Genomic DNA, 18,662 nt, shown 5'->3' with positions numbered 1-18,662 from the left:
TTTCTCTTATTTTCAGGACAGGGTGAATTCACGCCTATGAAGTCTTCTATTGTTGCCAAACTGGAAGCGTTGTACGAGCGCCACGAAGAAGTGCAGGCGCTGCTCGGCGATGCCGCGACGATTGCCGATCAGGATAAATTCCGCGCGCTGTCGCGGGAGTATGCTCAACTGAGCGATGTGGCGCGCTGCTATACCGACTGGCGTCAGGTGCAGGAGGATATTGAAACCGCACAGATGATGCTCGACGATCCGGAAATGCGCGAAATGGCGCAGGAAGAGCTGCGGGACGCCAAAGATAAAGGCGAACAGCTGGAGCAACAGCTGCAGGTCCTGCTCCTGCCGAAAGATCCCGATGACGAGCGTAACGCCTTCGTGGAAGTACGCGCCGGGACCGGCGGCGACGAAGCGGCGCTGTTTGCCGGCGATCTGTTCCGCATGTACACCCGTTACGCGGAATCGCGCCGCTGGCAGGTGGAGATCCTCAGCGCCAACGAAGGTGAACACGGCGGCTTTAAAGAGGTGATCGCCAAGATCAGCGGCGACGGCGTCTACGGCCGGCTCAAATTTGAATCCGGCGGTCATCGCGTGCAGCGCGTGCCGGCCACCGAGTCGCAGGGGCGTATCCACACCTCCGCCTGTACGGTGGCGGTGATGCCGGAGCTGCCGGAGGCGGAAATGCCGGATATCAACCCGGCGGATCTGCGCATCGATACCTTCCGCTCCTCCGGCGCGGGCGGGCAGCACGTTAACACCACCGACTCGGCGATCCGTATTACCCACCTGCCCACCGGCATCGTGGTGGAGTGTCAGGACGAACGTTCTCAGCATAAAAACAAAGCCAAGGCGCTGTCGGTGCTCGGGGCGCGGATCCGCGCCGCCGAAGTAGCCAAGCGTCAGCAGGCGGAAGCCTCCACGCGCCGCAACCTGCTGGGCAGCGGCGACCGCAGCGATCGCAACCGTACCTACAACTTCCCGCAGGGCCGCGTGACCGACCACCGCATCAACCTGACCCTTTACCGTCTGGATGAGGCGATGGAGGGCAAACTCGACATGCTGATTGAGCCGATTGTCCAGGAACACCAGGCCGATCAGCTGGCGGCGCTGTCCGAGCAGGAATGATGACCTTTCAGGCCTGGCTGCAGCAGGCAATCGCCCGCCTGGCGGAGAGCGACAGTCCGCGACGCGACGCCGAGATCCTGCTGGGACACGTCACCGGCCGGGCGCGCACCTGGATCCTGGCCTTCGGCGAAACGACGCTCTCCGCTGACGAGGCGACGACGCTGGAGGCGCTCCTGCAGCGACGCCAGCGCGGAGAGCCCATCGCCCATCTGGTCGGGCAGCGGGAGTTCTGGTCGCTGCCGCTGTTTGTCTCCCCGGCGACGCTGATCCCCCGCCCGGATACCGAATGTCTGGTAGAGCAGGCGCTGGCGCGTCTGCCCGTCGCGCCGTGCCGTATTCTCGACCTCGGCACCGGGACCGGCGCCATTGCCCTGGCGCTGGCCAGCGAGCGTCCGGACTGTGAGATCACCGCGGTGGACGTCATGCCGGACGCCGTGGCGCTGGCGTTGCGTAATGCCGCCCATCTGGGCATCGCTAACGTGACGATACGGCAAAGCGACTGGTTTGCCGCGCTGGCCGGGCAGCGTTTCGCCATGATCGTCAGCAATCCCCCCTATATCGACGCTGCAGACCCGCATCTCGCCGAGGGCGATGTGCGCTTTGAGCCGCTAACGGCGCTGGTGGCGGGCGATGAGGGGCTGGCCGATCTGGCGCAGATTATCCGCGAGGGGCGGCAGTATCTGCAGCCCGGCGGCTGGATGCTGCTGGAGCATGGCTGGACCCAGGGCGAAGCGGTGCGCGCGCTGTTCCGCGAAGCGGGCTATCTGGACGTCGCGACCTGTCGCGACTATGGCGACAATGAGCGTCTGACCCTCGGACGTTTACCCGACATGGAGAACGTTGGCTGATGAACTTATTCACGGCTGTCCTCTATCTGCACATCGCCAGCGTGGTGGTGTCGGTAGGATTGTTCGTTTTACGTTACTGGTGGATGTATCACCAGAGCCCGCTGCTGAACCAGCGGTGGGTGCGAATTGCGCCGCACTGCAGCGATACGCTGCTGTTTCTCAGCGGTGCGGGATTAATGGCGATAACGCACTACCTGCCGTTCACAGAAGACGGCGCATGGCTGACTGAAAAGCTGTTTGGCGTTATCATTTATATCGCATTAGGTTTTATCGCGCTGGGCCGTCGTCGTCCGCGCAGCCAGCAGAGCCGCTTTATCGCGTTCCTGCTGGCGCTGGTGGTGTTGTTTATCATCATTCAACTCGCCATCACAAGAATACCGATACTGGGGTAGGTCATGGGGTCATTAGCGGATTTCGAATTTAACAAAGCGCCATTGTGTGATGGCATGGTCCTCATTTCTGAACAGGTTCGCGACGATTTTCCGACGCGTTTTGTCGAGGAAGAGCTGCAGCGGCTGCTGCGCCTCGCGCAGGAGGAGATTGCGCCTTCGTGGGACCAGGAACGCCAGATAGAACGCCTGCTGGCGCTGTTTTACGAGGAGTGGGGCTTTGGCGCCTCGCAGGGCGTTTATCGTCTTTCCGACGCGCTTTGGCTGGATAAAGTGCTGGTCAACCGTCAGGGGAGCGCGGTGTCGTTAGGCGCGATCCTGCTGTGGATCGCCCAGCGTCTGGGGCTGCCGGTGGTACCGGTGATCTTCCCGACCCAGATGCTGCTGCGCGCGGACCCGGAAACCAGCGAAGAGATGTGGCTGATTAATCCGTTCAATGGCGAAACCCTCGACGAACATACTCTGGATGTATGGCTGAAGGGCAACATCGGGCCGGTGGCGGAACTGTTTAATGAAGATCTCGACGAAGCGGATAACGCCGAGGTGATCCGCAAGCTGCTGGACACCCTGAAGTCGGCGCTGATGGAAGAGCGGCAGATGGAGCTGGCCCTGCGCGCCAGCGAAGCGCTGCTGCAGTTTAACCCGGAAGACCCGTATGAGATCCGCGACCGCGGGCTGATATATGCCCAGCTGGATTGCGATCACGTGGCGCTGCTGGACCTGAGCTATTTTGTCGAGCAATGTCCGGAGGATCCGATTAGCGAGATGATCCGCGCACAAATCAACACGATTTCGCACAAACAAATTACATTGCATTAGTCTGGAACCATTCCGGTTACACCCTGATAAGGCGAACTTATGAAACAAAAAGTGGTTAGCATTGGTGATATCAACGTAGCGAACGACCTGCCGTTCGTGCTGTTCGGCGGGATGAACGTGCTGGAGTCACGCGACCTGGCGATGCGTATCTGCGAACATTACGTCACCGTTACGCAGAAGCTCGGCATCCCCTACGTCTTCAAAGCCTCCTTTGATAAAGCCAACCGTTCCTCCATCCACTCCTATCGTGGGCCGGGTCTGGAAGAAGGGATGAAGATTTTCCAGGAGCTAAAGCAGACCTTTGGCGTGAAAATCATCACCGACGTTCATGAAGCCAGCCAGGCGCAGCCGGTGGCTGACGTCGTGGACGTGATCCAGCTTCCCGCCTTCCTCGCGCGCCAGACGGACCTGGTGGAAGCGATGGCCAAAACCGGGGCGGTGATCAACGTCAAGAAACCGCAGTTCGTCAGCCCGGGCCAGATGGGCAACATCGTCGATAAGTTCATCGAGGGTGGTAACGACAAAGTGATCCTCTGCGACCGCGGCGCAAACTTCGGTTACGACAACCTGGTTGTGGATATGCTTGGCTTCGGCGTGATGAAGAAAGCCTCCAACAACTCACCGGTTATCTTCGACGTCACCCACGCGCTGCAGTGCCGCGACCCGTTTGGCGCTGCCTCCGGCGGTCGCCGTGCGCAGGTGAGCGAGCTGGCCCGCGCCGGTATGGCGGTAGGTATCGCCGGTCTGTTTATCGAAGCGCATCCGGATCCGGACCACGCGAAATGCGACGGTCCGTCCGCGCTGCCGCTGGATAAACTGGAGCCGTTCCTCAAGCAGATGAAAGCGATTGACGATCTGGTGAAAAGCTTCGACGAGCTGGATACCAGCAAGTAAGCCTGACCTCATCAGTTAAAAAGCCTGCCGGCGTCAAAACCGGCAGGCTTTTTTTTCGCCCGGACTCCGCCGGGCGGGGAAGCGAGGTCAGGCGAAAATGGTCATCAGGTAGGCGGCGAAAAGCGCCAGATGGGCCGCGCCGTTCAGCACATTGGTGCGTCCGGTGGAGAAGGAGATATGGCACAGCACCAGCGAGGCGACCATCACCACCATCTCCGGCGCGCCAAGGCCAAAGCGCAGCTCATTGCCGGTCAGGAAGGCGATGAGGGTGACTACCGGGACCGTCAGTGAGATGGTGGCCAGCACGGAGCCGAAGAACAGGTTCATCGCCCGCTGTACCTGATTGTTGAGCACCGCTTTGAGCGCGCCAAGGCCTTCCGGCGACAGGATCAGCAGGGCTACCAGGAAGCCGGTAAAGGCCACCGGGGCGTTCATGCTGGTCAACAGCGTTTCCAGCGGGTTGGCGTTCATTTTCGTGACGGCGATAACCGCCACCAGGTGCACCAGCAGCCAGGCGGTATGCCACCCGCTGCTGTGGGCGGAGGGTTTACCGTGGTGCGGGTCGTCATCGTCGCCGTCGTCTTCATGCTCATAAACAAACAGACTCTGATGGGTTTTGGTCTGAATAAGCAGGAAAACACCGTACATGGCCGCCGAAATCACCGCCACCAGCAGCGATTGCCCGGTGCTAAAGTTCGCGCCCGGCAGCGCCATGGGAAACACCAGCACGATAATCGCCAGCGGAAACAGGGCGATAAGATACTGCTTAATGCCGAACAGATTCATATATTGGGTGGCGAATTTACGCCCGCCCAGCAGCAGGGAAAAACCGACCAGACCGCCGGTGACGATCATAATGATGGAGTAGAGCGTGTCACGCATCAGGGTCGGCGCGGCGTCGCCGGTGGCCATTAACGCCGAGATCAGACTGACCTCAAGGATAACCACCGACAGGCTCAGGATCAGGGAGCCATAGGGTTCGCCCAGGCGGTGGGCGAGGACGTCGGCGTGGCGGACCACGCTGAAGGCGCTGCTTAAAATACCGACCAGCGCGAGGATATTAATCGCGATAACCACTGGCAGTGACTGGCTGCTGCCCCAGAAAAACAGCACCGCCAGCGCTAGCACCGGAAAGACGAGGGAGGACTCCTTATGGCGGGTTTTTACCGCCTCATGTGCATGGGTCATGAACCATCTCCATTTATGCAGGTGTTATAATTATAAAAACGCAGGGCGATAAAGTAACAGATTTTGCTAAATTGCCGCTGGATTTTTACTTAAATTTACGGGTGTCGAGAGATATCTTGATTAGTTTATTATAATTTGCGATTACTCTATTTTTATTATTAATATTCAGATAATTACTAAAATTCATTTTTAACTCATCATCGGCTTGATAGCCTGCCGCCTGCGTTCCAGACTTAAACTTTATGCTCAAACAGGAGGCCATAATGCCCTATCACAGTAAACAAGAGCTACCCGACAGCGTTAAGCATGTTCTGCCTGCCCATGCGCAGGAAATTTATAAAGAAGCGTTTAACAGCGCCTGGGATCAATATAAGGATAAAGACGACCGGCGCGATGACGCCAGCCGCGAAGAGACGGCACACAAAGTCGCCTGGGCGGCGGTGAAGAACAGCTACGAGAAAGGCGATGACGATAAGTGGCATAAGAAAAAATAATTGCTGACGCCGCTTTTACGCTTGCCAGCGCCCCGCTGATTGCTTATTGAAAGATAAAGCTGGATAATATTTCAGCAATATTGACGGATGCATGAGACGAACGCCGGGAAGCGGGCAGTGGCGGAGGTAGTAAACAGTGTTAACTCGTGATTTCTTGATGAATGCGGATTGTAAGACAGCGTTTGGCGCTATTGAGGAATCGCTACTCTGGTCGGCAGAACAACGCGCAGCCTCGCTGGCGGCGACGCTGGCCTGCCGCCCGGATGATGGCTCAGTATGGATCTTTGGCTACGGTTCGCTTATCTGGAACCCGGCGCTCAATTATCGCGAGTCCTGCACCGGCACGCTGCCGGGCTGGCACCGCGCGTTTTGCCTGCGGTTGACCGCCGGGCGCGGAAGCGCCTGCCAGCCGGGACGCATGCTGGCTCTGAAAGAGGGCGGCCGGACTACCGGCGTCGCTTATCGTCTGCCGGACGACACGCTGGAAGAAGAGCTGACTCTGCTGTGGAAACGAGAGATGATCACCGGCTGCTATCTGCCCACCTGGTGCAAGCTGGAGCTGGACGACGGGCGAACGGTAAATGCTTTGGTGTTTATTATGGATCCGCGTCATCCGCTGTTTGAGCCGGATACCAGCGCCCAGGTCATCGCTCCGCTGATCGCCCGGGCCAGCGGGCCGCTCGGGACCAACGCCCAGTACCTGTTTTCGCTGGAACAGGCGTTAAGTAAGCTCGGGATGCACGACGCCAGTCTTGATGATCTGGTGGCCAGCGTCCGCGCGCTGTTGGGCGAGAGCCCGACGCCAGGCCTGGCCTGAGCGCGCGGAAAAGAAAAACGCCCGGCATGGCCGGGCGGGTGTTCTGTCAGTGACGGTCAGGCTGGCACGTAGCTGATGGAGTGCTCCAGTGACTGGCTGTGACTGTCGATAAGCACGTTCCAGGTGCCGCTGTAGGGCACCGTCAGATAGGCGCTGTCCCGATCCTGCACGCTCAGAATATCCGCATGGCTGTCGCCAGGGACCTTCGCGCTCATCAGATGAATATGGCAGCGCTCTGAGCACCGCACCACCAGCGTGTCACCGCCAAACAACGTCAAACTTGCTTTTACCATCGCCATTTTTGTACCCCGTTTCTGTCCTGCTACAGCATCCTGCCCACCCAGTCCTCGCGTGATATTGTTCACACTTTGCTCTGTGCATCACACCAAACGGCGCGGGTCGGGATGCTGATTTTGATCAAAAAAAGGGATAAAGATTAAACAAAAATGACGTTGTTCCTGAAAGCATTCAGCTAACGTTTTTTTCGCCTCTTCAGGTGGCGAAACCTGATATTTCCTGCCGTTCGGCACCCCAGATTCAGAAGGTCAGCACTTTATCTGCCGCCAGGGTCCACTGGGCCAGCTCAACGAGAGTGCCAACCTCCACCCCGTCAACCAACGGCAGTGCGCTGACCCCGCGGCCGTCCGCGCAGGTTTTGCACAGCTTCACGGGAACCTGCTGGGCGGTGAGGATCTCCAGCATCTGCTGCACATTATACCCTTCGGCCGGCTTCTGCCCGCGCAGCCCGGCGGTGACCGCGTCGGACATCAGAAACAGCTTGAGATCGAGGTCGGACTGCTGTTCGCGCAGGGCAATGGCCAGGCGCAGGCTGTTGAACAGGGATTCACTGCCGTAGGCGGCGCCGTTGGCGATAATCACAATACGTTGCATACAAACTCCTTCTTAAAGGCACGGTTATTGCTTTACCGCAGTATAAAGCGTTAACCCGGAGGAGGGGTATGAATAATACGACTGGTCACGCGGACGAGGCGACGGCCTGGCTGCAGCTGGCGCGCCGCCTGCAAAAACAACAGCTTCAGCAACTAGCCCGGCTAGGCGAGCTGGCAAGTCAGCTCAGCGCGCTGGTGCATATGCTGCAGTGCGAGCGCGGGGCGTCGAATATTTTTCTTTGCTCGGGCGGCCAGCTGTACGCGGCGGAGTGTCGGGCGGGTGGGGCGCTGGTTGATGAGCGGCTGGCCTTGTTCTATGCCGCCCTCGAACGGGCGCGCGCGGTCGCCGGCAGCGCGCTGTGCTGGCGCATCGCCCGGGCGGTAGGCGATCTGGCGCAGCTCCCGGCGCTGCGTGAGCAGGTCAGCCGCCGGCAGGTAGCCGCTGAAGCCGCGACGGAGCAGTTCAGCCGTATTATCCGCCATCTGCTGAATATCGTCCCGCAGCTCAATGACAGCATTGACGACCCGCCGGTAGCCGGGCGTATGGTCGCCCTGTACAGCTTTATGCAGGGAAAAGAATTGGTGGGTCAGGAGCGCGCGCTGGGAGCATTGGGCTTTACCCGCGGCGAGTTCAGCGACAGCCTGCGCCAGCAGCTGGTGGACCGTATTGACGGTCAGCAGCCCTGCTTCGACAGCTTCCTGGCGCTGGGCAGTCCGGCGACCGTCCAGCTGTTTACTACCGAGTGCCAGGCCGGTCTGGACATAGAGCAGCTGCGGCGGATCGCCTGCACACGCCAGCCGGCGGCAGACGGTGGGGAAACGGCGCTGCGCTGGTTCGGCCTGCAGACCCAGCGGCTTGAGCAACTGCGCGAAGTGGAAGAGCAACTGATCGACGATCTGCTGGACGCCACCGACGCGCTGTTAGAAGACGACGCGCCTGGCTGGCTGGCCGGGGAGGAGAGCGACAGCGTGACGCCGCGGCTGGATAAACAGCTGCTGCCGCTGGTGCGCCAGCAGGCCTATGAGCTGCAGCAGCTCTCCAGTCAGCTGGCTTCGCTGAAAGACGCACTCGAGGAACGCAAGCTGATCGAAAAAGCGAAAAGCCTGCTGATGACACACCAGGGGATGCCGGAGGAGCAGGCCTGGCAGACGCTGCGCAAGATGGCCATGGACAAGAATCAGCGGATGGTTGAGATAGCCCGCGCGCTTCTGATGGTGAAGGCGATCTGGCCAGTAACTCCAAAGGAGTAGATGCACAACCGATGGGCATTTGCTGCCTGTCGGCGGTGCACTTTTGCCTGACAAACCGACCCGGGCGAAAGGAAAAGCCCGCCAGTGCGCCATTGCCAAAGCTGGCATCCCCTTTGCATTAGTTATAGTGAGTGAATAAAAGTCCGGGCGACGAACCAATGGCGGTTCGGGTGTCCGTGGATAAAGGCGTCCTGCAGTGCATATGCACTGTCGGGCGCTTTTTTTTTGCGCGTGTGGAGCGGATATGAGCGATAAATTTTCAATTTCACGGCGGCGCTTGCTGCAGGCAGGGGCCGCGCTGGGCGGCGCGATGCTGCTGCCGGGCGTGATGCAGGCCGCATGGGCCGGCGGCTCGGACAGACCGGAGCAGACCACCGTGCGGGTCGGGTTTATTCCGCTGACCGACTGCGCGCCGCTGGCCATCGCCGCGGCGAAGGGGTTTGACAAAAAATATGGCATTACCCTGGCGCCGAGTAAGGAGGCCAGCTGGGCGGCGGTGCGCGACAAGCTGGTGGCCGGTGAACTGGACGCGGCGCATATTCTCTATGGCCTGCTGTACGGACTTGAACTGGGGATCGCCAGCAAGCCGCAGGCGATGGCCAATCTGATGACCCTCAACCGCAATGGTCAGGCCATCACCCTCTCCAGCGAACTGCAGGAGAAAGGGGTGACCGACCTCGGCGGTCTGAAGCGGCTGATCGACCGCAGCGCGCCGGGCAGCTACACCTTCGCCCATACCTTTCCCACCGGCACCCATGCTATGTGGCTCTACTACTGGCTGGCGAGCGCCGGCATCGATCCCTTTAACGATGTGCGCACTGTCGTGGTGCCGCCGCCGCAGATGGTGATGAACATGCGCATCGGCAATATGAGCGGCTTTTGCGTCGGCGAGCCGTGGAACGCCCGCGCCATAAACGACCGTATCGGCTTCACCGCGGCCACTTCCCAGGATATCTGGCCCGAGCATCCGGAAAAGGTGCTGGGCGCCCGTCGCGACTGGGTGGAACGCCAGCCGAACACCGCCCGCGCGCTGGTGGCGGCCCTGATGGAGGCGCAGCGCTGGATCGCCGCCTCGGCGGAGAACACCCGGGAGACGGCCCGCCTGCTCGCCAGACGCGGCTGGCTCAATACCAAAGAGCAGTACCTCACCGGCCGGATGCTTGGGGAGTATGACAACGGCCTCGGCCGCCGCTGGCAGGATCCCCATCCGATGCGCTTTTACGCCGAGGGCGAGGTGAGCTTCCCCTGGCTGTCGGACGGGATGTGGTTCCTCACCCAGTTTCGTCGCTGGGGGCTGCTGAAACAGGCTCCGGATTATCTCGCGGTGGCGTCGCGCATTAATCGCATCGACGTCTGGCAGGCTGCCGCCCAGGCGATAGGGGGGATCAGCGCGCCGGCAGCCACGATGCGCAGCAGCACACTGATGGACGGTACGGTCTGGAACGGGTCCGACCCGGAAGGCTACGCCCGCCATTTCGCTATTCAACGTAAGGGGGCATGAGATGAAGCAGGCACAACGTAAGCAACCGGTCGTCAGCGTGGAGAACGCGCCTGGCGAAGTGATTCTCCTGCCGCCGGTGCAGGTCCGGCGCACCACGCCAACCGTCACGCGCTGGCTGCGTGAGCTCATCCAGCGCCTGCTGCCCCCGCTGCTGGGGCTGGGGGTGCTACTGCTGGCCTGGCAGCTGGCGGCGATGCACAGCAAAGGCTTTCCCACGCCGCTGAGCACGCTGGACTCGGCGCTGACCCTGTTCGCCGATCCGTTCTATCAGGACGGGCCGAATGACATGGGCATCGGCTGGAACGTGCTGGCTTCTCTGCAGCGCGTGGCGGTGGGCTTCGGCCTGGCGGCGCTGGCGGGCATTCCGCTGGGTTTTTTGATCGGCCGTTCGCTGTTCTTCGCCCGCATGTTTAATCCGCTGATTGCTCTGCTGCGCCCGGTCAGCCCGCTGGCCTGGCTGCCGATTGGCCTGCTGCTGTTCCAGAAGGCGGAGCCGGCTTCCAGCTGGACCATTTTTATCTGCTCCATCTGGCCGATGGTGATCAACACCGCGGAAGGCGTGCGGCGGATCCCGCAGGACTATCTCAACGTCGCCCGCGTCCTCCAGCTCTCGGAGTGGACGGTGATGCGCAAAATTCTCTTTCCGGCGGTGCTGCCGGCGGTGCTCACCGGCGTGCGCCTCTCCATCGGCATCGCCTGGCTGGTGATCGTGGCGGCGGAAATGCTCACCGGCGGGCTGGGGATCGGCTTCTGGATCTGGAACGAGTGGAACAACCTCAATGTGGAAAACATCATCATCGCCATCGTCATTATCGGCGTCGTCGGCCTGCTGCTGGAGCAGGGTCTGATGCTGCTCGCCCGCCGCTTTAGCTGGCAGGAAAAATAAGGAGCCAAAATGAAACCATTAATTCAGGTGCAGGCCGTCAGCCAACGCTTCAACACCGCCAGCGGCGAGTTCCTGGCGCTGCAGAATGTCTCCTTCGATATCGTCGAAGGGGAGACCATTAGCCTGATCGGCCACTCGGGTTGCGGAAAATCGACTCTGCTAAACCTGATCGCCGGGATCACCACCCCTACAGAGGGCGGACTGCTGTGCGATAACCGCGAAATCGCCGGGCCCGGGCCGGAGCGGGCGGTGGTTTTCCAGAACCACTCGCTGCTGCCGTGGCTGAGCTGTTTCGACAATGTGGCGCTGGCGGTGGACCAGGTGTTCCGTCGCACCATGAGCAAGCATGAGCGTCGGGAGTGGATCGAACACAACCTCGCGCGCGTGCAGATGGGTCATGCGCTGCATAAACGGCCCGGGGAGATCTCCGGCGGCATGAAGCAGCGGGTGGGTATCGCCCGGGCGCTGGCGATGAAGCCGAAAGTGCTGCTGCTTGATGAGCCCTTCGGCGCTCTGGACGCGCTGACCCGCGCCCACCTCCAGGACACGGTGATGCAGATTCAGCAGGAGCTCAATACCACCATCGTCATGATCACCCACGACGTTGATGAAGCGGTGCTGCTCTCCGACCGGGTGCTGATGATGACCAACGGCCCGGCAGCGACGGTCGGCGAGATCCTCTCGGTCGATCTGCCGCGTCCGCGCCACCGCGTTCAGCTGGCGGACGACAGCCGGTATCACCATCTGCGCCAGCAGATCCTCCATTTCCTGTATGAAAAACAGCCGAAAGCGGCGTAAGGAGGCGGTCATGACGCGGCGACTGGTGGTGATCGGTAACGGCATGGCGGCCACCCGTATGGTGCAGCGGCTGGTTGAGCGCGACCCTGCGCGGTTTGCCATTACCGTCGTCGGCGACGAGCCGCACCCGGCCTATAACCGCATCCAGCTCTCGCCGCTGCTGGCTGGCGAAAAAACAGCGGCGCAGCTCCCGTTGCTGCCGGCGGAGTGGTACACCCGGCACGGGGTGTGCCTGCGGTCTGGCGAAGCGGTGAATGAAGTCGATGTTGTGCAACGGCGGCTGCGCATCGCGGAGACCTGGCTGCCGTGGGATGAGCTGGTGTTCGCCACCGGTTCGCGGCCCTTTATCCCGCCGCTGCCGGGCATTGATCGTCCGCAGGTTATGCCCTTCCGCACCCTGGCGGACGTGGAACGTATTCTGGCGATACCCGGCCCGGCGGTGGTGATTGGCGGTGGGGTGCTGGGGGTGGAAGCGGCGGCGGCGCTGCGTCGCCACGGCGGGGAGGTCACTCTCCTGCATCGCGGCGGCGGATTAATGGCGCCGCTGACCGACGCTTTTGCCGCCGATGAGCTCAGGCAGCAGCTTGAAGCGCGCGGCATTCGCTGTGTGCTGGAGTGCCGGATCGCCGCCATCGACGCCGACGGCGTGCGGCTGGCGGATGGGCGGGTATTCCGCGCCAACAGAGTGGTGCTGGCGACCGGCGTGCAGCCCAACAACCGTCTGGCGGCGCAGTCCGGTGTGCTGTGCCAGCGGGGGATCGTGGTTGACCGCCAGATGGCCGCCTCGCTGCCGGGGATCAGCGCCATTGGCGAATGTTGCGAAATTGACGGCCAGACCTGGGGGCTGGTGGCTCCCTGCCTGCGCCAGGCCGAAGTGCTGGCGGATCGCCTGTGCGGCGTCCCCGGCGCGGGCTTTGTCTGGCAGGACGCCGGCACCCGGCTGAAGGTCACCGGCATTGAACTCTTTAGCGCTGGCGAGCAGCAGGCCGGCGAACAGGATGACATTTTTACCAGCTGGGACCCCATCGACCGCCACTATCGTCGCCTGCTGCTGCGCGACGGCCGCCTGCGCGGCGTGCTGCTGATGGGCGATTGCACTGCCGCCGCCGCGCTCACCGCGCGCCTGGAAAGCGACGAGCCCGCCACCGCGGACTGGCTTTTTGATCCTTCTTCAACGCAGCCGCAGGCTGCAGGAATAATGACGATGACGAAACCTGTATTAGTGCTGGTGGGACATGGCATGGTCGGCCACCATTTTCTCGAACAATGCGTGAGCCGCAACCTGCATGAGCAATATCGTATCGTGGTGTTTGGCGAAGAGCGTTACGCCGCCTACGACCGGGTGCATCTCTCCGAATATTTCGCCGGACGCAGCGCCGAATCGCTGTCGCTGGTGGCCGATGATTTCTTTCACCGGCACGGCATCGAACTCCGCCTCGGCAAGGCGGTGGCGACGATCGACCGCGACGCGCGGCTGGTGCGGGACGCCGAGGGACATGAAACCCACTGGGATAAACTGGTGCTGGCGACCGGCTCCTATCCCTTTGTTCCGCCTGTCCCTGGCAACGATCTCGACGGGTGCTTTGTCTATCGCACCCTTGACGATCTGGACCGCATCGCCGCCCATGCCGCCGCGGCGAAGCGCGGGGTGGTGATCGGTGGCGGCCTGCTCGGGCTGGAGGCCGCCAACGCCCTGAAACAGCTGGGGCTGGAGACGCACGTGGTGGAGTTTGCCCCGAACCTGATGGCCGTCCAGCTGGATAACGGCGGGGCGGCGATGCTGCGGGAGAAGATCGTCGCCCTCGGCGTGGGGGTGCATACCAGCAAAGCCACCACCGCCATCGTGAGCGAGGCCGACGGCCTGCGGCTGAACTTTGCCGACGGTGGCACGCTGTTGACCGACATGGTGGTCTTCTCGGCGGGGATCCGCCCGCAGGACGCGCTGGCCCGCGGCTGCGCGCTGCAGGTCGGCGAGCGCGGGGGGATTGGCATTGATGGCCAGTGCCGCACCTCTGACCCGGACGTGCTGGCGATAGGCGAATGCGCCCTGTGGGATAATAAAATTTACGGCCTGGTGGCGCCGGGCTATCAGATGGCGCGGATCGCCGCAGCCACCCTCGCAGGAGAGGACGCCTGCTTTAGCGGTGCCGACATGAGCACCAAACTGAAGCTGCTGGGGGTTGACGTGGCCTCGTTTGGCGATGCGCAGGGGCGCACGCCGGGCTGCCAGAGCTATCAATGGACCGACGGTCCGCAGCAGGTTTACAAAAAAATCGTCGTCAGTCAGGACGGCAAAGCCCTGCTTGGCGGCGTGCTGGTGGGGGACGCCAGCGACTATGCCACGCTGCTGCAGATGATGCTGAACGGCATGGCGCTGCCGCCGCGTCCGGAGAGCCTGATCCTGCCGGCGCTGGAGGGGGCCGCGCCGAAGGCGCTGGGGGTGGCGGCGCTGCCCGACAGCGCGCCGATCTGCTCCTGCCATAGCGTCAGCAAAGGCGATATCTGCCAGGCGGTGAACAATGGCGCGGGGGATATGGCGGCGATAAAAAGCTGCACCAGAGCGGCCACCGGCTGCGGCGGCTGCAGCGCGCTGGTGAAACAGGTGATGGAGTACCAGCTGGCGGCGCAGGGCGTCGAAGTGAAAAAAGACGTCTGCGAGCATTTCCCGTGGTCGCGCCAGGAGATCTACCACCTGGTGCGGGTCAACCATATCCATACCTTCGAGCAGCTGATTAGCCGCTACGGCCAGGGGCACGGCTGCGAGGTTTGTAAACCGCTGGTGGCCTCGGTGCTGGCCTCCTGCTGGAACGAATACCTGCTGAAGCCGGCGCACCTGCCGCTGCAGGATACCAACGATCGCTATTTCGCCAACATTCAGAAGGACGGAACCTATTCGGTGGTGCCGCGGATGGCGGCGGGGGAAGTGACGCCGGACGGGCTGATCGCCATCGGGCAGATCGCCAAACGTTATCAGCTCTACAGCAAAGTGACCGGCGGCCAGCGCATCGACCTGTTTGGCGCGCGGCTGGAACAGCTGCCGGCTATCTGGCGCGAGCTGGCCGACGCCGGGTTTGAAACCGGCCACGCCTATGGCAAGTCGCTGCGCACGGTGAAGTCCTGCGTCGGCGCAACCTGGTGTCGCTACGGCGTGCAGGACTCCACCGGGCTCGCGGTGCGGCTTGAGCATCGCTATAAAGGGCTACGCGCCCCGCACAAGATCAAGATGGCGGTCTCTGGCTGCACCCGCGAGTGCGCCGAAGCCCAGGGCAAAGATATCGGAGTGATTGCCACCGACAAAGGCTGGAATCTCTACGTCTGCGGCAACGGCGGAATGAAACCGCGTCACGCCGACCTGTTTGCCAGCGATCTCGACGAAGCGACGCTGATCCGCAGCATCGATCGTCTGCTGATGTTCTATATCCGTACCGCCGACCGCCTGCAGCGCACCAGCACCTGGATGGACAACCTGGAGGGCGGCGTCGCCTACCTGCGGCAGGTGGTGCTGGAGGATAGCCTCGGCATTGGCGAGGAGCTGGAGCAGGAGATGGCCCGCATCGTCGACAGCTACCAGTGCGAGTGGCAGACCACCCTCAACGATCCTCAGCGTCTGGCGCTGTTCCGCTCCTTCGTTAACAGCGACCAGCCCGACGAGGCGGTGCAGCGCCACGATCTGCGCGGTCAGCCGCAGCCGTTGCCTGCTGAAGCGTTGCCCGAAGGCGAACTCCCATCCCGGCCGTGGCAGGCGATTTGCGACCTTGACGCCATTCCGGCGCAGGCGGGGATCGGCGCCCGGTTAGGCGAGCGGCAGATCGCCCTGTTCCGCTTCGGCGATCGGGTGTATGCCCTGGACAACCGCGAGCCGGGCAGCGCGGCCAACGTGCTGTCGCGGGGGCTGCTAGGGGACGTCGGCGGGGAACCGGTGGTGATCTCCCCGCTGTACAAACAGCGGATTCGCCTGCGCGACGGCTGGCCGTGCGACGGCGGTGAACAGGCGGTGCGCGCCTGGCCGGTGAAAGTGGAAAACGGCAAAGTGTGGGTGGGCAGCCAGCAGCTGCTGGCGCGAGCGGAGGCCTCCTGATGAAGACCATCCGAACGACCTGTCCCTACTGCGGCGTAGGCTGTGGGGTGCTGGCGAGCGTAGATGACGCGGGGCGGGTGAGCGTGCGCGGCGACGACCAGCACCCGGCCAACCTCGGCCGTCTGTGCGTCAAAGGGGCTGCCCTCGGGGAGACCACGGGCCTGGCGGGGCGGCTATTGGCGCCGGAGGTGGACGGCCAGAAGGTGACCTGGCCTCAGGCGCTGGCGGAGACCGCTTCTCGCCTGCAACAGGTTATCGACCAGCACGGCCCGCAGGCGGTGGCCTTCTACGCCTCCGGCCAGCTGTTAACCGAGGATTACTATGCCGCCAACAAGCTGATGAAGGGGTTTATCGGCGCGGCGAACATCGACACCAATTCGCGGCTATGCATGTCGTCGGCGGTGACCGGCTACAAGCGGGCCTTTGGCGCCGACGTGGTGCCCTGTAGCTATGAGGATGTGGAAAACAGCGATCTGGTGGTGCTGGTCGGCTCAAACGCTGCCTGGGCGCATCCGGTGCTGTACCAGCGTCTGGCGCAGGCGAAGCGGGACAATCCCCGGTTGCAGATCGTGGCGATCGATCCCCGACGCACCGCCACCTGCGAGATCGCCGATCGCCATCTGGCGCTGGCGCCGGGAAGCGACGGCGGGCTTTTCGTGGGGTTGCTTAACGCCCTGGTGCAGGCTGGAGCCTGCGTCGACGGTTTTCGCGATGGCGCGCAGGCGCTGGCCGAAGCGAGTGGCTGGGACGTGGCGAAAGTAGCTGATTTTTGCGGCCTGGCTGCCGATGAGGTGGCGGGTTTCTATCGCGATTTTATCGCCGCCCCGCGGGCCATCACCCTCTACACCATGGGAATTAACCAGTCAGCCAGCGGCAGCGACAAATGTAATGCCATCATCAACGTCCATCTGGCTAGCGGAAAGTATGGCCGCCGCGGCTGCGGCCCCTTTTCGCTGACCGGTCAACCCAACGCCATGGGTGGGCGCGAAGTCGGCGGGCTGGCGACGATGCTGGCGGCGCACATGGATTTTGTGCCGGCCGATCTGCAGCGGCTGGCCCGCTTTTGGGGAACCGAGCGGCTGGCGCAGACCCCGGGGTTGACCGCCGTGGAGCTGTTTGCCGCCATCGGCCGCGGCGAGGTGAAAGCGGTCTGGATCATGGGCACCAATCCGGTGGTGTCCCTCCCCGACAGCCACGCGGTGAGCCAGGCGCTGGCCGGCTGTCCGCTGGTGATCGTCTCGGATGTCGCCGCTGAGACGGATACCGGACATTTCGCCCACATCCGTTTTCCGGCGCTGGCCTGGGGCGAGAAAAATGGCACGGTCACCAACTCGGAGCGGCGCATCTCCCGTCAGCGCAGCTTTATGCCGCCGCCGGGGGAGGCGAAAGCGGACTGGTGGATCATCGCCCGAGTGGGACAGGCGCTGGGATATCGCGAGGCGTTTGCCTGGCAGCATCCGCATGACGTTTTCCGCGAGCATGCGGCGCTGTCCGGTTTCGAAAACGACGGCCAGCGGGCGTTTGATATCGGCGCGCTGGCGGATCTCAGCCGCGAGGCGTGGGACGCCATGGCGCCGGTCCGCTGGCCAGTCAGCCGCCGCCGCGCCGACCTGGATGTCACGCGCGGCTGGCATCGCGATGGCCGGTTGCGAATGGTGCCGGTGACGCCTCAGCCGACCCGGGCGGCAACCGATGTCTTTTATCCACTGATCCTCAACAGCGGGCGGATCCGCGATCAGTGGCACACCATGACCCGCACCGGTGCCGTGCCGCGGCTGATGCAGCATATCGCGGAGCCGGTGGTGGAGGTGGCGCCGCAGGACGCCGTTCGCTACCAGCTTGTCGCCGATGGGCTGGCGCGTATCTGGTCGCGCCATGGGGTGATGGTGGCGAAAGTGGCGATCAGCGAAGGCCAGCGCCCCGGCTCGCTGTTTGTCCCCATGCACTGGAACAATCAGTTCGCCCGCCAGGGGCGGGTGAATAACCTGCTGGCCGCCGTCACGGACCCGCATTCCGCCCAGCCGGAGAGTAAACAGGCGGCGGTGGCCATCGCCGCCTGGCAGCCTGCCTGGCACAGCGAACTGTTTTGTCGCGAACCGCTGCCATTTCCTGCGGCCTGGCACTGGCGGCGGCGGGCGGCGACAGGAGTGCTGCACTACTCGCTGGCCGGGGAGGCGTCAGCCCGCCAGTGGCTCAGGGTCTGGTGCGAGCAGCGCGGCTGGCAGCTGCAGATAGCAGACGGCGGCGCAGTGTGGAACCTGCTGGCGTGGCATCAGGGGAGGCTGATGCTGGGCTGGTGGAGCGATGCGCGCGAGCCGGCGGTGGATAGCGCGGGAGTAAGCGCCGCCTTCGCCACGCCGCCGTCCGATGCCGCCCGGCGCCATGCGCTGCTCAGCGGCCGACCGGACGCTGCCGCCGCGCCGCCGGGGCGGATTGTCTGCAGCTGCTTTGGGGTCGGCGAGCGGGCGATCGGCGAGGCCATCGCCAGCGGCTGCGCCAGCGTCGGGGCTTTGGGCGCCAGGCTGAAGTGCGGGACCAACTGCGGCTCCTGCGTGCCGGAGCTCAACGCGCTGCTGGCGACGCAACCGGCCCGCGCCGGGGCCTAACGGCGGGGCGATATCTTCTGTGGTTGGGCGACAGATTGCCCAACCGGTTTCAGCATATTCCTGGAATTGTCCTCAGGGCTGCGG

Annotated in this window: 16 protein-coding genes; 13 read left to right on the top strand and 3 right to left on the bottom strand. The window is 62.8% G+C overall.

Translation table 11 applies throughout. From position 1 onward, the window contains the following. Positions 1–36 precede the first annotated feature (36 nt). The 5 genes from prfA to kdsA are packed head-to-tail and all read left to right on the top strand — an operon-like array spanning position 37 to position 4,069. Entirely contained in the window at positions 37–1,119 is a 1,083-nt protein-coding gene (gene prfA / locus ACQUTI_RS04190) for a peptide chain release factor 1 (RefSeq protein ID WP_004203214.1), read from the top strand. Beyond that, positions 1,119–1,967 carry a peptide chain release factor N(5)-glutamine methyltransferase gene (gene prmC, locus ACQUTI_RS04185; protein ID WP_017899848.1) on the top strand — a complete coding sequence of 283 codons (849 nt, stop codon included), beginning with the start codon at positions 1,119–1,121 and terminating at the stop codon, positions 1,965–1,967. The genes prfA and prmC overlap by 1 nt, the downstream gene beginning before the upstream one ends. Continuing rightward, positions 1,967–2,359, top strand: coding sequence for an invasion regulator SirB2 (gene sirB2, locus ACQUTI_RS04180; RefSeq protein WP_008804389.1), 393 nt, complete (start codon positions 1,967–1,969; stop codon positions 2,357–2,359). The genes prmC and sirB2 overlap by 1 nt, the downstream gene beginning before the upstream one ends. 3 nt (positions 2,360–2,362) lie before the next feature. After that, positions 2,363–3,175, top strand: coding sequence for an invasion regulator SirB1 (gene sirB1, locus ACQUTI_RS04175; protein ID WP_114508259.1), 813 nt, complete (start codon positions 2,363–2,365; stop codon positions 3,173–3,175). A 39-nt stretch (positions 3,176–3,214) separates the two neighbouring features. Next, the gene (gene kdsA, locus ACQUTI_RS04170; RefSeq protein ID WP_002910393.1) at positions 3,215–4,069 is read left to right on the top strand and encodes a 3-deoxy-8-phosphooctulonate synthase; all 855 of its coding nucleotides are present in this window, start codon (positions 3,215–3,217) and stop codon (positions 4,067–4,069) included. 87 nt (positions 4,070–4,156) lie between these two features. Here the strand turns inward: kdsA and chaA are convergent, their stop codons facing one another. Next, positions 4,157–5,257, bottom strand: a complete 1,101-nt coding sequence (gene chaA / locus ACQUTI_RS04165) for a sodium-potassium/proton antiporter ChaA (RefSeq protein ID WP_004203207.1) — start codon at positions 5,255–5,257, stop codon at positions 4,157–4,159. 263 nt (positions 5,258–5,520) lie between these two features. On the opposite strand from chaA, the gene chaB reads away from it, so the two are divergent. Together chaB and ACQUTI_RS04155 are read left to right on the top strand one after the other, a co-directional pair. Continuing rightward, the gene (chaB, locus tag ACQUTI_RS04160) at positions 5,521–5,751 is read left to right on the top strand and encodes a putative cation transport regulator ChaB (protein WP_004203206.1); all 231 of its coding nucleotides are present in this window, start codon (positions 5,521–5,523) and stop codon (positions 5,749–5,751) included. A gap of 136 nt (positions 5,752–5,887) precedes the next feature. Next, positions 5,888–6,568, top strand: a complete 681-nt coding sequence (locus ACQUTI_RS04155) for a gamma-glutamylcyclotransferase (RefSeq protein ID WP_004203203.1) — start codon at positions 5,888–5,890, stop codon at positions 6,566–6,568. A 56-nt stretch (positions 6,569–6,624) separates the two neighbouring features. Here ACQUTI_RS04155 and ACQUTI_RS04150 read toward each other — a convergent pair whose 3' ends face one another. Together ACQUTI_RS04150 and ACQUTI_RS04145 are read right to left on the bottom strand one after the other, a co-directional pair. Further along, positions 6,625–6,867: a DUF1883 domain-containing protein gene (locus ACQUTI_RS04150; protein WP_002910387.1), complete on the bottom strand. Its 243-nt coding sequence runs from the start codon at positions 6,865–6,867 to the stop codon at positions 6,625–6,627. Between the two features lie 238 nt (positions 6,868–7,105). After that, entirely contained in the window at positions 7,106–7,459 is a 354-nt protein-coding gene (locus tag ACQUTI_RS04145) for a DsrE/DsrF/TusD sulfur relay family protein (protein WP_002910380.1), read from the bottom strand. A 68-nt stretch (positions 7,460–7,527) separates the two neighbouring features. Here ACQUTI_RS04145 and nasR point away from each other — a divergent pair, with 68 nt between their 5' ends. From nasR to ACQUTI_RS04115, 6 genes are all read left to right on the top strand, one after another. Beyond that, positions 7,528–8,709 (top strand): nitrate regulatory protein NasR, encoded by a 1,182-nt coding sequence (gene nasR / locus ACQUTI_RS04140; protein ID WP_032456276.1) that lies wholly within the window; start codon positions 7,528–7,530, stop codon positions 8,707–8,709. 244 nt (positions 8,710–8,953) lie between these two features. Next, positions 8,954–10,210, top strand: a complete 1,257-nt coding sequence (locus tag ACQUTI_RS04135; RefSeq protein ID WP_114508256.1) for a CmpA/NrtA family ABC transporter substrate-binding protein — start codon at positions 8,954–8,956, stop codon at positions 10,208–10,210. A gap of 1 nt (position 10,211) precedes the next feature. Then, complete coding sequence (gene ntrB / locus ACQUTI_RS04130) at positions 10,212–11,096, top strand: nitrate ABC transporter permease (protein WP_004203197.1); 885 nt, start codon at positions 10,212–10,214, stop codon at positions 11,094–11,096. Between the two features lie 9 nt (positions 11,097–11,105). Then, the gene (locus tag ACQUTI_RS04125) at positions 11,106–11,894 is read left to right on the top strand and encodes an ABC transporter ATP-binding protein (RefSeq protein ID WP_043520495.1); all 789 of its coding nucleotides are present in this window, start codon (positions 11,106–11,108) and stop codon (positions 11,892–11,894) included. A gap of 10 nt (positions 11,895–11,904) precedes the next feature. Then, positions 11,905–15,972 (top strand): nitrite reductase large subunit NirB, encoded by a 4,068-nt coding sequence (gene nirB, locus ACQUTI_RS04120; protein WP_428923210.1) that lies wholly within the window; start codon positions 11,905–11,907, stop codon positions 15,970–15,972. Continuing rightward, on the top strand, positions 15,972–18,578 hold the full coding sequence (locus ACQUTI_RS04115; RefSeq protein ID WP_138100197.1) for a nitrate reductase: 2,607 nt from the start codon (positions 15,972–15,974) through the stop codon (positions 18,576–18,578). The genes nirB and ACQUTI_RS04115 overlap by 1 nt, the downstream gene beginning before the upstream one ends. Positions 18,579–18,662: the final 84 nt, after the last annotated feature.

This window comes from Klebsiella sp. 7-CIP_Kleb. (assembly GCF_050378655.1).
GTDB lineage: Bacteria > Pseudomonadota > Gammaproteobacteria > Enterobacterales > Enterobacteriaceae > Klebsiella > Klebsiella quasipneumoniae.
This window is presented reverse-complemented; position numbering and strand designations above follow the sequence as displayed.